This window comes from Streptomyces sp. TS71-3 (assembly GCF_018327685.1).
In the GTDB taxonomy this organism is placed as follows: domain Bacteria; phylum Actinomycetota; class Actinomycetes; order Streptomycetales; family Streptomycetaceae; genus Streptomyces.
This window is the reverse complement of the sequence record NZ_BNEL01000003.1, coordinates 3,502,876-3,518,180: the sequence shown is the minus strand read 5'-3', so window position 1 is coordinate 3,518,180 and position 15,305 is coordinate 3,502,876. Positions and strand designations below refer to the sequence as shown.

At 72.4% G+C, this 15,305-nt stretch carries 12 protein-coding genes; all 12 read left to right on the top strand.

Annotation, left to right across the window (positions count from 1 at the left end):
• Window position 1: 1 nt before the first annotated feature.
• Window positions 2-931 carry a carbohydrate ABC transporter permease gene (locus tag Sm713_RS38820; RefSeq protein WP_212914614.1) on the top strand — a complete coding sequence of 310 codons (930 nt, stop codon included), beginning with the start codon at window positions 2-4 and terminating at the stop codon, window positions 929-931.
• Window positions 931-1,767 carry a carbohydrate ABC transporter permease gene (locus Sm713_RS38815; protein WP_212914613.1) on the top strand — a complete coding sequence of 279 codons (837 nt, stop codon included), beginning with the start codon at window positions 931-933 and terminating at the stop codon, window positions 1,765-1,767. The genes Sm713_RS38820 and Sm713_RS38815 overlap by 1 nt, the downstream gene beginning before the upstream one ends.
• Window positions 1,764-3,947: an alpha-galactosidase gene (locus Sm713_RS38810; RefSeq protein ID WP_212914612.1), complete on the top strand. Its 2,184-nt coding sequence runs from the start codon at window positions 1,764-1,766 to the stop codon at window positions 3,945-3,947. Before Sm713_RS38815 ends, Sm713_RS38810 begins: the two co-directional genes overlap by 4 nt.
• Window positions 3,948-4,079: 132 nt before the next feature.
• Window positions 4,080-4,853: an SDR family NAD(P)-dependent oxidoreductase gene (locus Sm713_RS38805; RefSeq protein ID WP_212914611.1), complete on the top strand. Its 774-nt coding sequence runs from the start codon at window positions 4,080-4,082 to the stop codon at window positions 4,851-4,853.
• A 58-nt stretch (window positions 4,854-4,911) separates the two neighbouring features.
• Window positions 4,912-5,664: a FadR/GntR family transcriptional regulator gene (locus tag Sm713_RS38800; protein ID WP_212914610.1), complete on the top strand. Its 753-nt coding sequence runs from the start codon at window positions 4,912-4,914 to the stop codon at window positions 5,662-5,664.
• Entirely contained in the window at window positions 5,661-6,806 is a 1,146-nt protein-coding gene (gene dgoD, locus Sm713_RS38795; RefSeq protein WP_212914609.1) for a galactonate dehydratase, read from the top strand. The genes Sm713_RS38800 and dgoD overlap by 4 nt, the downstream gene beginning before the upstream one ends.
• Window positions 6,800-7,798, top strand: a complete 999-nt coding sequence (locus Sm713_RS38790) for a hypothetical protein (RefSeq protein WP_249416960.1) — start codon at window positions 6,800-6,802, stop codon at window positions 7,796-7,798. The genes dgoD and Sm713_RS38790 overlap by 7 nt, the downstream gene beginning before the upstream one ends.
• Window positions 7,795-8,667, top strand: a complete 873-nt coding sequence (locus Sm713_RS38785) for an SMP-30/gluconolactonase/LRE family protein (RefSeq protein ID WP_249416959.1) — start codon at window positions 7,795-7,797, stop codon at window positions 8,665-8,667. Before Sm713_RS38790 ends, Sm713_RS38785 begins: the two co-directional genes overlap by 4 nt.
• A gap of 365 nt (window positions 8,668-9,032) precedes the next feature.
• The gene (locus Sm713_RS38780) at window positions 9,033-10,613 is read left to right on the top strand and encodes a glycoside hydrolase family 30 beta sandwich domain-containing protein (protein WP_212914608.1); all 1,581 of its coding nucleotides are present in this window, start codon (window positions 9,033-9,035) and stop codon (window positions 10,611-10,613) included.
• Between the two features lie 5 nt (window positions 10,614-10,618).
• A complete protein-coding gene (locus tag Sm713_RS38775) occupies window positions 10,619-11,629 on the top strand; it encodes a chitinase (RefSeq protein ID WP_308293215.1) in 1,011 nt (336 codons plus the stop codon).
• Window positions 11,630-11,640: 11 nt separating this feature from the next.
• Complete coding sequence (locus tag Sm713_RS38770; protein WP_212914607.1) at window positions 11,641-13,407, top strand: coagulation factor 5/8 type domain-containing protein; 1,767 nt, start codon at window positions 11,641-11,643, stop codon at window positions 13,405-13,407.
• A 411-nt stretch (window positions 13,408-13,818) separates the two neighbouring features.
• Window positions 13,819-15,084, top strand: coding sequence for a glycoside hydrolase family 71/99-like protein (locus Sm713_RS38765; protein WP_212914606.1), 1,266 nt, complete (start codon window positions 13,819-13,821; stop codon window positions 15,082-15,084).
• Window positions 15,085-15,305: the final 221 nt, after the last annotated feature.

Below are 15,305 nucleotides of genomic sequence, written 5' to 3'. Positions count from 1 at the left end.
CGTGGCCGTGCTCACCGCCGGAGAGGAGCACTCCGGCAGCCGCGCGGCCCCCCGCACCCGTAAGCGCGCGACCCGGGTGCCCCCGGTCGTCATCGCCTTCGTACTGGTCCCGCTGCTCGCCGAGGCGTTCTGGGTGTTCTGGCCGGCGCTCCAGGGGTTCTACCTCTCGCTGACCTCCTGGGACGGCGTCTCGGCGCCGCGCTTCGTGGGCCTCGGCAACTTCCAGGAGATGCTGCACGACGCCACCTTCCGCACCGCGCTGCTCGACACGGTGCTCTGGCTGGTGCTGTTCGGCGGGCTCTCCGCCGTGCTCGGCCTCGGCGCGGCGCTGCTGCTCCAGCAGGAGCGCCGCGGCGTCGGCTTCTACCGCGCCGCCCTCTTCCTGCCGGTGGTCTTCTCCCTGGTGGCCACCGCGCTGGTCTGGCAGGCCCTGTACCAGCCGGACGGCATGATCAACCGGGTACTCGGCGGGGTCGGCCTCGGGGGCCTGGAACACGCCTGGCTCGCCGACCAGGACACCGCCCTGTACGCGGTGATCGTGCCGGCGCTGTGGCGGCAGATCGGCTATGTGATGGTGCTGTACATCGCGGGCCTCAAGGGCATCGACCCGGTGCTCTACGAGGCGGCCAAGGTGGACGGCGCCACCCTCTGGCAGCAGTTCCGCAACGTCACCCTGCCGCAGCTGCGCAGCGTCAACGCGGTCGTCCTCTCGGTGATCATCATCGACTCGCTGCGCTCCTTCGACGTGGTGTGGTCCCTCACCCGCGGCGGCCCCTACCACTCCTCCGAGCTGCTGAGCACCTACATGTACTCCACGGCGTTCCAGTCGCTGAGGCTCGGCTACGGCTCCGCGCTCGCCGTCGTCATCTTCGTGCTCGCGTTCGGGGTCATCGCCTCGTACCTCGTCCGCGCCTTCAAGGAGGCCGACTGATGAACGCCCCGAGCAGGCACAAATGGGCCACCGCGGGCTTCCATCTGGGCGCCGGCGGCCTGTCGCTGCTGTGGCTCCTGCCGATCCTGCTGGTCCTGGTCACCAGCGTGCGGTCCTTCGACGACATCGCCGCGAACGGTCTCGGCGGCCTGCCGCACTCGTTCACGCTGTCGGGCTTCGGCCAGGCGTGGTCGGACGGCGGCCAGCAGCGCGCTCTGATCAACAGCCTGCTGGTCACCGTGCCCTGCGTGCTCGTCACGCTCGCCCTGGCCTCGATGGCCGCCTTCGCGCTCAGCCGCTACGCGATGCCGCTGCGCCGCACCCTGCTGCTGGTGATGCTGGGCGGCAACCTGCTGCCCCCGCAGATCCTGCTGATCCCGGTGAACAAGCTGACCGAGCTGACCGGCCTGTTCGACTCGCTCACCGCGCTGGTGCTGGTCCAGATCGGCTTCGGCCTCGGGTTCTACGTCTTCGTGCTGCACGGCTTCATGCGGGCCATCCCGGCAGAGATACAGCAGGCCGCCGTGATCGACGGCGCCTCACCTGTGCAGGTCTTCTGGCGGATCATCCTGCCCCTCACCCGCCCCGCGCTCGCCGCGCTCTGCGCCCTGTCGTTCACCTGGGTCTTCAACGACCTGCTCTGGGCGATCACGGTGCTCCGCTCGGACGCCAAGATGCCCATCACCGCGGCCCTCATCGGGCTCCAGGGCCAGTACGTGTCCATGTGGAACGTGATCGCCGCGGGCTCCGTGATCGCCGCGGCCCCCACAGTGATCGTCTTCCTGCGCTTCCAACGGCACTTCGTGGCGGGCCTCAACCTGGGAGCCGTGAAGTGAGCACCACCGCAACCGGGACGGGGGCCGGCGCGGCCGGGCGGTCCGGCCGCCGCTGGACCCTGACCACCGACACCACCTCGTACACCGTCGTGGTGCCCGGCCACGGCCGCTGGGCCGAGCTGGCCTCGTGGGGCCCGCGGGGCGTGGAGGACGGGCCCGACCCGCTGGACTGGTCGCGGCGCACCCACTTCCTCACCCCCGCGGACGCGGCCCCCGCCGAGTACATCCCCGCGGGCCTGCGGCCCTTCACCGGCGCCGACCTGGTGGCCGAGCGCCCGGGCGGGGAGCGGGGCGTCTGGTGGGAGTTCGACGGAGCCGAGTTCGAGGCCGCAGGTCAGGGCCGGCCCGGCACGCTGCGCGTCGCGTTCGCCGACACCGTGCTCGGCCTGCGGGCAGAGCTCTGCTACCAGACGGTGCCCGGCACCGACGTGATCCTGCGGTGGACCGAACTCACCTGCACCGGCGAGGAGGAACTGAAGCTCGCCCGGTTCGACTCCGGCGCCGTGAACGTGCCCCTCACCGGCACCGCCCGGCTCACCTGCCTGACCGGGCAGTGGTCGCAGGAGTTCCAGCTCACGCCCGTCGACCTGCCGCGGGGCAGCTTCGAGATCGGCTCCACGCAGGGCGCGCCCGGCCACGCCTACGCGCCCTGGCTCGCCGTGCAGGACACCGCGGACGCCGGCCACGACACGGGCGCCGCCTACGGCCTCGCACTGGCCTGGCCCGGGAACTGGCACATCACGGCCGACGCGGAACCCGGTGGCGCGGTGCGCGTGCGGGCGGGCCGGGTGCCGCACGAGGGCACGGTCCCGCTCACGCCCGGACAGACGCTGAGCACGCCCCGGCTGGCCTGCGCCTTCAGCTCCGAGGGCCTGGGCGGTCTCGCCCGTGTGTGGCACCGCTACGAGCGCACCCTCGCCGGCGACCGGCTGCACCGCACCCGTCCCGTGCTCTACAACTCCTGGGAGGCGACCGGGTTCGACGTCGACGCGGGCAGCCAGCTCGAACTGGCCCGCGCCGCCGCCGAGCTGGGCGCCGAGCTGTTCGTGGTGGACGACGGCTGGTTCACCGGCCGCGACGACGACACCGGAGGCCTCGGGGACTGGCACCCCGAGCCCGCCTCGTTCCCCGGCGGCTTCGGCGCGTTCGTCTCCGAGGTGCGCGCGCTCGGCCTCGGCTTCGGGTTGTGGGTGGAGCCGGAGGCGGTCAGCCCCGCCTCCCGGCTCTACGCGGAGCACCCCGAGTGGGTGTACCGGATCGAGGGCCGCGAGCCGACGCTGGTCCGCAACCAGCTCCTGCTCGACCTCGGCCGCACGGACGTCCAGGAGTTCGTGCTCGGCATGCTGGACCGGCTGCTCGGCACGTACGACATCGACTACCTCAAGTGGGACATGAACCGCCCGCCCACCGAGCGCGGCCGCCCCGGCGCCGGCCCGGCGGACCGCCTCGACCTGGACGCCGGGCACGTCACCGGGTACCTGCGGGTGCTCGACCACCTGCGCGCCGCGCACCCCGGGGTGAGCGTGGAGGGCTGCGCGGGCGGCGGCGGACGGATCGAGCACGCCACCCTCGCCCGCACCGACGTGGTGTGGCCCAGCGACAACACCGCGCCGCTCGACCGGCTCGGGATCCAGTACGGCTTCCTGCACGCGCACGCCCCGCACGTGATGAGCTCCTGGGTCACCGACGCGCCGGGAGTCTTCGACCCGCGGCCCCGCTCCCTCGCGTTCCGGTTCGTCACCGCCATGGCGGGCGTCCTCGGCATCGGCGCCGACATCCGGGCCTGGACCCCGGCGCAGCGCGCCGAGGCCGCCGCGTGGGTGGCCCGCTACAAGGAGGTGCGGGACGTCCTGCACCACGGCGAGGTGCGCCTGCTGGGCTCCCCCGCGGACGCGACCTGCGGGGTGCAGTACGAGGACGCGGGCGGCGGGCACCTCGCGGTCACCGCCTGGAGCACGGGGCGGCTGGACGGCGCGCCGCTGGTGCCCGGCCGCGCCGCGCGGTTGCGCCTGCGCGGGCTCGACCCCGCCGCACGGTACGCGGACCCGGCCACGGGCACCGTCTACAGCGGGGCCCACCTGTGCCACGCGGGCCTGCCGTTCGCATGGACCGCGCGGTACGACGCCGAACTCGTCGTCCTCGTACGGCAGGAGGGCGACGACGGCCACCGGCACACATAACTTCCTAAATAAAATGGCCGGGGCGGGCTGCCGCCCGGCCGCACCGCGTCCGCGTGCGGCGCACCCACCGCACGCCCCCACGGCCGTTCCGCACGCCGGCCCGGCCCCGTCCCCGAGGAGTGGACCCGCCTCATGAACCAACCCCCACAACGGCACGGCGCCCGCTTCAGCGGCCGCGTCGCCGTCGTCACCGGAGCGGCCTCGGGTATCGGCGCCGCCACCGCGCAGCGGCTCGCCGAGGAGGGTGCCGCGGTGGTGCTCGCCGATGTCGCCGCCGACCGCGGCGAGCAGGTCGCCGAGGACATCCGCCGCGCGGGCGGGCAGGCGCTGTTCGTGGTCGCGGACGTCGCGGACGCCGGCCACTGGGAGCGGGTCGTCGCCTCGGCGCACTCCTTCGGCCCCATCGGGGTGCTGGTCAGCAACGCGTTCACGGTGGAGCTGCGGCCGGCGCACGAGATGACGCTGGCCTCCTGGGAGCGGCAGCTCTCCGTGAACCTCACCGGCGCCTTCCTCGGTTTCAAGGCGGTGCTGCCCGACCTCGCCGAGGAGGCCGGCGGGGCGGTGTTCACCTCGTCCGTGCACGCCCACATGGGCCTGCCGGGCCGTCCCGCCTACGCCGCGTCGAAGGGCGCGCTGCTGTCCCTGAGCGGACAGCTCGCCGTAGAGTACGGGCCGCGGGTGCGGGTCAACTCCGTGCTGCCGGGCCCGATCCTGACCAGTGCCTGGGACGGCATCTCCGAGGCGGACCGCTCGCTCAGCGGTGCCGCCACCCCACTGGGCCGGCTCGGGCGTGCCGAGGAGGCGGCAGCCGCGATCGCCTTCCTGGCCTCCCCTGACGCCTCGTACATCACCGGCGCGAGCCTGCTCGTCGACGGCGGCTGGAGCGTCGCCAAGGACTCGTCCTGAAGCGCCCCGTCCCATCAGGAGAGCCGCAGACCTCACCAGGAGAAAGGCAGGAATCGACATGTCGCCTTACGCGCGCCGCGGGGTGCACGGCCAGACCGTGGAGACCCTCGCGCGCCGGGTGCTCAGCGGCGAGTTCCCGGAAGGAGCGACGCTGGACCTGGTGGCGCTCCAGAGCGAGCTGGACGTCAGCCTCACCGCGCTGAGGGAGTCCCTGAAGGTGCTGGCCGCCAAGGGCATGGTGGACGCCCGGCAGAAGCGCGGCACCTTCGTGCGGGCCCGCTCCGACTGGAACCTCCTGGACGCGGACGTGCTGCGCTGGCAGTTCGCCGAGAGCACGGTCTCCGAGCCGAACGGCCCCCTGCTGCACAACCTCGACGAGGTGCGCGGCATCGTCGAGCCCGCCGCGGCCCGGCTGGCGGCCGAGCGGCGCACCGAGGAGGACCTGACGGCCCTGGACGAGGCGCTCGCGGCGATGGGCGAGGAGGAGGGCACCGCGCACCACGCCGTCGAGTCCGACCTCGCCTTCCACCGCGCCCTGCTCGCCGCCACCCACAACGAGCTTCTGGAGCGCATGGAGATGGTGATCGAGTCAGGTCTCGCCCACCGCGACCGCCTGGTGCACAGCACCGGCCGCGCCGACGACCCGGTGCCCAGCCACCGTGCGGTGCTCGAGGCCGTGCGCGCCGGCGACCCGCCGGGCGCCGAGCACGCCATGCGGGCCCTGCTCGCCCAGGCACTGCGCGATGTGGACCGGGTCAGGGACGTGGTCGACACCCCCGACGGCGAGCGCCCGGCCGGTGAGGAGAAGTGAGGGTCACCCGGATCGAGACGTTCCTGGTGCCGCCGCGCTGGCTGTTCTGCCGGGTGGAGACCGACGACGGCGTCGTCGGCTGGGGCGAGCCGGTCGTCGAGGGCCGCGCCGAGGTGGTCCGCGCCGCCGTGGACGTGCTCGCCGACCACCTCGTCGGCACGGACCCGCTGCGCATCCAGGACCACTGGCAGGTGCTCAGCAAGGGCGGCTTCTACCGCGGCGGCCCGGTGCTCTCCAGCGCCGTGGCCGGCCTCGACCAGGCGCTGTGGGACATCGCGGGCAAGGTGTACGGCGCTCCGGTGCACGCCCTGCTGGGCGGCCCGGTGCGGGACACCGTGCGGGTGTACGCGTGGATCGGCGGAGACGAGCCCGGTGAGCTGCGCGAGCAGGCGGCCGAGCAGGTGGCGGCGGGCTTCACGGCCGTGAAGATGAACGCCGCGGGGCGCACCTCGCCGGTGACCACGCCCGCGGAGACCGCGGGGGTCGTCGAGCGGGTCGCCGCGGTGCGCGAGGTGCTCGGGCCGCACCGGGACGTCGCCGTGGACTTCCACGGCCGCTTCACCCCCGCGAGCGCCCGCCGCGTGCTCGCCGAACTGGGACCGCTGCACCCCCTGTTCGCGGAGGAGCCGCTGCTGCCCGACCAGGGCCATCTGCTGCCCGCTCTGGTGGCCGCCAGCCCCGTGCCGATAGCCACGGGTGAACGGCTCTACGGCCGCGGCGAGTTCCTGCCGGCGCTCACCGCGGGCATCGCCGTGGCCCAGCCGGACCTGTCGCACGCGGGCGGCATCTCGGAGGTGCACAGGATCGCCTCGCTGGCCGAGACGTTCGGCGCCCAGCTCGCCCCGCACTGCCCGCTCGGCCCGATCGCGCTCGCCGCCAGCCTCCAGGTCGGCTTCGCCACGCCCAACTTCCTCATCCAGGAGCAGAGCCGCGGCATCCACTACAACAAGGACGCGGACCTGCTGTCGTACGTCGTGGACACCGAGCCGTTCCGCTTCGAGGACGGCCTCGCCCGGCGCGGCACCCTGCCGGGCCTCGGTGTCACCGTCGACGAGGACGCCGTCCGGGCCGCGGACCGCAAGGGCCACGCCTGGCGCAACCCGGTGTGGCGGCACCCCGACGGCTCCTTCGCCGAATGGTGAGCGGCCCCGCGGCAGGCGGCACGGCGAGCACTGCCGCCCATGACCGCGAGCTGCGGATCGTGACCGACCCGACCCACGGCGGCCGGTGGACGTCGCTCACCACGGGCGCTCGCGAGTGGCTCTGGCAGCGCCCGGAGCCGCGCAGGGCGCGGGTCGCCCCAGGGGACGCCTTCGCCGACGCGGGCGGCCTGGAGGAGTGCGTGCCCACGGTCCGCGGCACGCCCGACCACGGCGACGCCTGGTCGCGGCCGTGGACGCGGGAGGGCGACACGGAGAGCGTCGACTGGCCGGGCTTCCGGCTCACCCGCCGGATCCGGGCCGGGGGCGCGACGGCGGTCGTCGACTACCGGCTGCGCGCGGAGCCCGGCCGCCGGTTCGTGTGGGCCGCGCACGCTCTGCTGGAGCTGTCGGAGCAGGCCCGGGTGGCCGCCCCCGCGGGCACGCCGGTCCGGCTCCACCCCGAGGCGGCACCGCTGCTCGATGCGCCCTGGCCCGCCGGCGACCCCTGGGTCACCGGCGCCTGGCCCGCGCCGTGCGGGCTGCCGCTGGACCGCTTCGGGCCCGACGACGGCACCGCGGTCGGGGCGGTGCTGCTGACCGACGCGGCCGAGGTGCACGACGGCCCCGATGTGCTGCGCATGGCTCTGCACGCGCCGGGCCAGCCGACCGCGGTCGCGCTCTGGCGCAACCTGGGCGGCTTCCCGGCCAAGGCGCCGTACCGCAGCTGCGGCGTGGAGCCGATGCTCGGCCGCTGCTTCGCGCTGGACGACGCCGGGGAGGGCGACGCGGCCGTGGTCCCCGCCTCCGGTGAGGTGCGCTGGCGGCTGACGCTGACGGCGCCGGCCCGCACGGCGGCCCCGCGCCCTCCCGGGCGGATCCCCTCCCCCGAATCCGCCACCGCTCCGTCCGGCCCTCCCGGGCCGGCCCCCTCCCGCCCCACCGGCCCCGCCACTCCCCCACCGCACGCGCCAGGAAGGAACCCGAGCCAGTGACCGAGCAGAGCACCCTGGAACCGCTGTGGACCGACCGTCTCGAACTGGGCGAGGGCATCCGCCAGGTGGCCGGCCGGATCGTGCTCACCGACATCCTCGCCGGCCGGCTGCTGGCCGCCCCCGGCGACCCGTCCGGCGCCCTGGAGGTGCTGGCGGAACTGCCGGAGCCGCTGGGCGCGGTGGCGCCCGTCGCCGGCCGGGACGGCCACTGGATCGCCGCGGCCGGCACCGGGGTGGCGCTGCTCGGCCCGGACGGCGGCACTGAGTGGCTGGCACGGCCCGTGGAGGGGGGCGAGGTGCGCCGCCGGATGAACGACGGCACGGCCGACCCGCAGGGGCGGTTCTGGGCGGGCAGCATGGCCTATGACGCGGTGCCGAACGCCGGGGCGCTGTTCCGGGTGGACCACGACGGGTCCGTCCACCGGGTGCTGGAGGGCATCACCGTGCCGAACGGCCCGGCGTTCACCGCGGACGGCACGGCCCTGTACCTCGCGGACAGCGCGCGCGGGGTGATCCGCCGGTACCCCGTCGACCCTGAGTCGGGCGAGCTGGGCGCGCCGGAGGTCTTCGTGACGGTCGGCGAGGGCAGTCCGGACGGCATGGCGGTGGACGCGGACGGGGCGCTGTGGTGCGCGGTCTGGGGCGCGGGGGCGGTGCACCGCTACCTCCCTGACGGTTCGCTGGACCGGGTGCTGGCGGTACCCGCCTCGCAGCCCGCCGGGGTGTGCCTGGGCGGCGACGACGGCCGCTGCCTGTACGTCACCTCGGCCCGCACGGGCCTTGCCTCCCCCGGGCCCCTGGACGGCGCGGTCTTCACCGCCCGGGTCGGCACGCCGGGGCTTGCGGTGGCGGCGTACCAGCCGCGATAACCGCAAACGGAAAGGGACTTCGGAGCACCCCGCGGGCCGGCGCCGCCCGCGGGGCTCCCCGGCCTGTTCCCGGCGGCCCCCATCGCCCCCTCCCCGTCGCCCCCTGACATCAGGTCACATCGCGTACCACGGTGGACACACCGCGTCTTCACCTTCTGAAGGCTCCCCGTTTCCGGAAGGTCAAGAGCCAGTCATTGGTGCGTACCTATTGACGAGACATGTTCAACTCCCGAACCATGTGGCCCAGAACCCGGCCGCACGACCTTCCGGCCGGGCCGCATGTGCGGGTGTGAACGGCGCCTGCCGTCCTCCGGGATCCGGGCGCCGAGCGGCCCGCCCGCGAACCAGGAAGGCATCCCCCCACAATGAGACACCCCACACATCGCAGCACCCCACGACGCCTCGCGGGCAGACGTGGCGTGCTCTGGACGGCGGCACTGACCGCCCTCGGCGCGGCCGCCCTGTACCCCACACTGGCGAACGCGGACCCGACGGCGGGCGAGGCGGTCCAGGTCTACCTGACCACCACCGACGACTCCGGTGGCCGCCATGTCGTCAAGGGCCTGGAAAAGCAGGATCCGGTGGCGTTCGCCGCGGGCCAGGGAAAGATCCAGGTCGACGACTCCAAGCAGTACCAGGCGTTCGAGGGCGGCGGCGCCTCCTTCACGGACACCGCGGCGTGGCTGATGAACAGCAGCGGGGCGCTCAGCCAGTCGGCCCGCGACGAGGCCATGACGAAGCTCTTCGACCCGCAGCAGGGCATCGGCCTCGACTTCATCCGCAATCCCATCGGCGGCTCCGACCTGGCCAGGACCGGGTACACCTTCGACGACATGCCGGCCGGGCAGACCGACGAGAGCCTCTCGCACTTCTCGATCGACCACGACCTGGCCGACGTGCTGCCGCTCACCAAGCAGGCCAGGCAGCTCAACCCGGACACCAAGGTGATGGGCTCGCCGTGGTCGGCGCCCGCCTGGATGAAGGACAACGACAGCCTCGACCAGGGCTGGCTCCAGTCCAAGTACTACGCCGCCTACGCCCAGTACTTCGTCAAGTACCTCCAGGCGTACAAGGCGGGCGGCGTGCCGGTCGACTACGTCTCCGTGCAGAACGAGCCGACCTGTTGCTCCGGCTACCCGTCCATGCAGTGGAACGGCTCGGGGCTCGCGTACTTCACCAAGACGGACCTGCTGCCCGCCCTCCAGCAGGCCGGCCTGTCCACCAAGGTCCTGGCGCTGGACTGGAACTGGAACCGCTACGACGAGTACGCGGCCGAGACGGTGGGCGACGCGGCCGTCAGGGGCAACCCCAACTTCGGCGGCATGGCCTGGCACGGCTACGAGGGCGACGTCGGCGAGCAGTCCACGATCCACGACCGCTACCCGGACATCGGCGTCTTCGACACCGAGCACTCCGGCGGCACCTGGGTCGCCAACCAGCAGCACGACGACATGCACAACCTGATCGACTACACCCGCAACTGGGGCAGCAGCTGGGTGAAGTGGTCGCTGGCGGTGGACCAGAACGGCGGCCCGCACAACGGCGGCTGCGGCACCTGCACCGGGCTGATCACGGTGCACAACGGCGACGACAGGTCCGGGCAGGTGGACTACACCATCGAGTACTACACGATGGGCCACCTCACCAAGTTCGTGAGGCCCGGCGCCCACCGCATCGACTCCACGGCCGACCCCTCCGTGATGAACGTCGCCTGGCAGAACCCGGACGGCAGCAAGGCGCTGATCGCCTACAACGACACCGGCTCCATCCAGACCGCCGACATCGGCTGGAACGGTGAGCACTTCACCTACGACCTGCCGGCCGGCGCCTCGGCCACCTTCACCTGGGGCGGCTCCGCCGCCGGCCACGCTCCGGCCAAGGCCCCCGCGGGCCACGGCGCCGCCGTCGCCCCCGCTGCCGCCCTCTCCCCCCACAACAAGAGGTGAGCACGTTGAGCACTGCACGACACCGCATGTCACGCCGCGGGCGCTGGATCGCCCTGGCCGCGGCCGTGGCCGCCACCGCGACCGGCACCACCGTGGCCGCCTGGGCCGGCACGCCCGGCAGCGCGCCCGCCGTCAAGGCCGCCCCCGCCGCCGTCGCCCCGTACATCTACAACGGCTGGGGCAATCCGCCGGACCCGGCCGAGGTCATGGACGCCACCGGGGTCAGCTGGTTCACCATGGCCTTCGTCCTCGACGCCGGCAACTGCGACCCGCAGTGGGACGGCAGCCGTCCGCTCAAGGGCGGGCAGGACGAGAAGACCGTCGACGCGGTGCGCGCCAAGGGCGGCGACGTGGTGCCGTCCTTCGGCGGAGCGAGCGGCAACAAGCTGGAGCAGTCCTGCTCCGACGCGGACGCCCTGGCCGGCGCCTACCAGAAGGTCATCGACGCCTACGGGCTGAAGGCGATCGACATCGACATCGAGGGCGACGCCTACAACGACCCGAACACGCAAGCGAAGACGATCGACGCGCTGAAGAAGGTGAAGGCCGACAACTCCGGCCTGACCACGTACGTCACCTTCCCCAGCGACCAGAACGGCCCCGACGACAGCATGATCAACAGGGCTGCCGACTCGGACCTGGAGGTGGACGGCTGGACGATCATGCCGTTCGACTTCGGGGGCTCCGGCCAGGACATGGGGCAGCTGACCATCCAGGCCACCGACGGGCTGAAGGACCGGGTCAAGAGCGCCTACGGCTACAGCGACGAGGAGGCCTACGCGCACAGCGGCCTGTCGTCGATGAACGGGATCACGGACGTCCAGGAGAAGGTCACCCCGGACAACTTCCAGACCATCCTGGACTACGCGAAGCAGCACCACCTGGCGCGCCTGTCGTTCTGGTCCGTCAACCGCGACCGGCCGTGCTCCGGCGCCTACCCGAACGACGACACCTGCTCCGGCGTCGACCAGGACGCCTGGCAGTTCACCAAGATCTTCGCCGGGTACACGGGCTGAGAGGGCGCACGATGTTCCTCTCCGTGAAGGGCGACCACAGAAGAGGCCGGAAGCTGGCCCGGCTGGGGGCGGCGTTCGCCGTGCTGGTCGGGGCCGGGGCCGCCGCGCTCACCATGCAGAGCGCGGACGCCGCCGAGGGCGACCCTGACCTCGGCCCGAATGTCGCGATCTTCGATCCGTCGATGTCGAAGGACGAGATCCAGGGCAAGCTCGACAGCGTCTTCAAGCAGCAGGAGACCAACCAGTTCGGCGAGCAGCGGCAGGCCCTGCTCTTCAAGCCGGGCACCTACGACGCCGACGCCAACGTCGGCTTCTACACCCAGGTCGCCGGCCTCGGCCTGTCGCCGGACGACACCACCATCAACGGCGCGGTGCATGCCGAGGCCGACTGGTTCGACGGCAACGCCACGCAGAACTTCTGGCGCGACGCCGAGAACCTGGCCGTCAACCCGCCCGGGGGCGGCGACCGCTGGGCGGTCTCCCAGGCGGCCCCGTACCGCCGCATGCACCTCAAGGGCGACCTCCAGCTCGACGACGGCGGCTGGTCGAGCGGCGGGCTGCTGGCCGACACCAAGGTCGACGGCACCGTGAACTCGGGTTCCCAGCAGCAGTGGCTGTCCAGGAACACCGAGTGGGGCGGCTGGAAGGGCGCCAACTGGAACATGGTCTTCGTCGGGTCCGACAACGCCCCCGCCGGCGACTTCCCCAACCCGCCCTACACCAGGGTCGACAAGACCCCGGTCTCACGCGAGAAGCCGTTCCTCTACGTCGACGACTCGGGCGCGTGGAAGGTGTTCGTGCCCGCGGTGCGCACCGACTCGTCCGGCACGTCCTGGTCGTCGGGCACGCCGAAGGGCACCTCGATCCCGCTGGACGACTTCTACATCGCCAAGCCGGGGGCGAGCGCCGCCGACATGAACGCGGCACTGGACGCGGGCAAGCACCTGCTCTTCACGCCGGGTGTCTACCACCTCGACCAGACGCTGCACGTCACCAAGCCGGACACGGTGGTGCTGGGCCTCGGCCTCGCCACGCTGATCCCGGACGGCGGCGCCACGGCGGTGTCCGTGGACGACGTCGACGGCGTGCAGCTCGCCGGGCTGCTCATCGACGCGGGCACCACCAACTCGGATGAGCTGATGCAGGTCGGCCCGAAGGGCTCGGGTGCGGACCACTCCGGGGATCCGACGGCGCTGCACGACGTGTTCTTCCGGGTCGGCGGCGCGGGGGTCGGCAAGGCGACCACCAGCCTCACGGTGAACAGCTCGAACGTGATCGGCGACCACCTGTGGATCTGGCGCGCCGACCACGGCGACGGCGTGGGCTGGGACTCCAACACGGCCGACCAGGGCCTGGTGGTCAACGGCGCCGACGTCACCATGTACGGCCTGTTCGTCGAGCACTACCAGAAGTACCAGGTGACGTGGAACGGCGAGAGGGGCAGAACGTACTTCTTCCAGAACGAGATGCCGTACGACCCGCCGGACCAGGGCTCCTGGATGAACGGTGACACCAAGGGCTACGCGGCCTACAAGGTCGCCGACTCGGTGCAGCACCACGAGGCCTGGGGCGTGGGCAGCTACTGCTTCTTCAACGTCGACAACTCGGTCTCCGCCGACCGCGCCTTCGAGGCTCCCGACGTGCCGGGGGTGAAGTTCCACGACCTGGTCGCCGTCTCGCTGGGCGGTGGCGCGGGCAGCATCACCCATGTCATCAACGACACCGGCGGTCCCGCCGACAAGTCGAGCACGGTGGCGAACGTGGTCAGCTATCCCTGACCGCCGGGCGCCGTCGGTCGGCCGCACGACACGCTGAGCGCATCCAAGGGGGTGCGGGCCTTCTGCCCGCACCCCCGCGCCGCTGCCGGGGCGCTTTCCCACCGGCCCGCATCCCGACGAATAGCAGGCGGCCCGCACCGCAGAAATTCCACAATGCGGCGCAATCGGAAAGTGGAAGAAAAGCAGCCTGACATGACAGCAGGTCACGGGCGGTTTCCCTGCCGAATTCTCATTTCCCGGGGTCTTGTCAGGCCGGGGCGGGAGACGTATTTTCGCAGCACACCCGGAGGAGTAAGCGGAGCTGCCGCCGCCTGACGTTCCCCCACCTCTTCGGGCCGGTCCCCATGACGCCGCTTCCCGTCTCAGGGAGTTTTCGGCGCATGCCGGCAGAAACAATGGAGGAATTCCCCCATGAGCATGAATCGTCGCACTTTACTGGCATCCGCACTGGGCGCCTCCGCGGGCGTCGCCGGCGCCGTGGCCGCCGGCCAGGCCGGCGCGGCTCCCGCGCCGCGCACCGCATCGCCCGGCGCGAGCCCCGCAGGGGACGTCGTCGGGAAGATCACCGTCGGCTACCAGGGCTGGTTCGCCTGCGGCGGTGACGGCGCCCCGATCAACGGATGGTGGCACTGGAGCAAGGACATGAGCCATGCCCCGTCGCCGTCCAACTCCGGCATCACGTCCTGGCCGGACATCAGCGAGTACCAGAAGGTCTACCCGACCGACTACGGCAACCTGAACGGCGGAGGGCGCGCGGCGCTGTTCTCCTCCTGGGACGACCAGACGGTGGACACCCACTTCCGCTGGATGCAGGAGAACGGCTGCGACACCGCGGCCCTGCAGCGCTTCAACCCGTTCAGCCCCGAGGGGCCCACCCGGGACGCGATGGCGCAGAAGGTGCGCACGGCCGCGGAGAGGCACGGCCGGAAGTTCTACATCATGTACGACGTCACCGGCTGGACCGACATGCAGTCGCAGATCAAGGACGACTGGACGTCGAAGATGAAGGCGCACACCGCCTCCAGCGCGTACGCGAGGCAGAACGGCAAGCCGGTGGTGTGCATCTGGGGCTTCGGGTTCAACGACCCCGGGCGCCCCTTCACGCCGGACCAGTGCCTGGACGTCGTCAACTGGTTCAAGGGCCAGGGCGTCTACCTGATCGGCGGAGTGCCCACGCACTGGCGCGCCGGCACGGACGACTCCCGGCCCGGCTTCTCGGACGTGTACCACGGCTTCCACATGATCTCGCCGTGGATGGTGGGACGGATCTCCGACGTGGGCGGGGCCGACCAGTTCCTGCGGGACCTCAACACCCCGGACAAGGCGGACTGCGACGCGCACGGCATCGACTACCAGCCGTGCGTGATCCCCGGTGACCTCCAGTCTGGGCACCGGGGGCACGGCGACCTGATGTGGCGCCAGTTCTACAACCTGGTGGGCATCAAGGTCGCCGGCTTCTACATCTCGATGTTCGACGAGTACAACGAGAGCAACCAGATCGCCAAGACCGCGGCCACCGCCGCGGACGTGCCGGCGGGCTCCGGGTACCGGGCGCTCGACGAGGACGGTACGGCCTGCTCGTCCGACTACTACCTGCGGCTCACCGCGGATGGCGGCCGGATGCTCAAGGGCCAGATCCCGCGGACGCAGACCCGGCCCACGAAGCCCGTGGTGTAGGCGGCCCCCCGGCCGGTGGTTCCCCCACGGCCACCCGGAGGGGTGACGTGCGCCGTGCTCGGACCGTCGCCAGGTGGCTGGTTGCTCGCGCGGTTCCTCGCGCCCCTTGTAAGGGCGCTTCGTGCCCTGTCAGGGGCGCGGGGTGGGGGTACCTCCCACGCCCTCAAGGCAGTGGGGAAGCGACCAGCCACGACGAAACCGCCACGTCACCACCGGCCGCC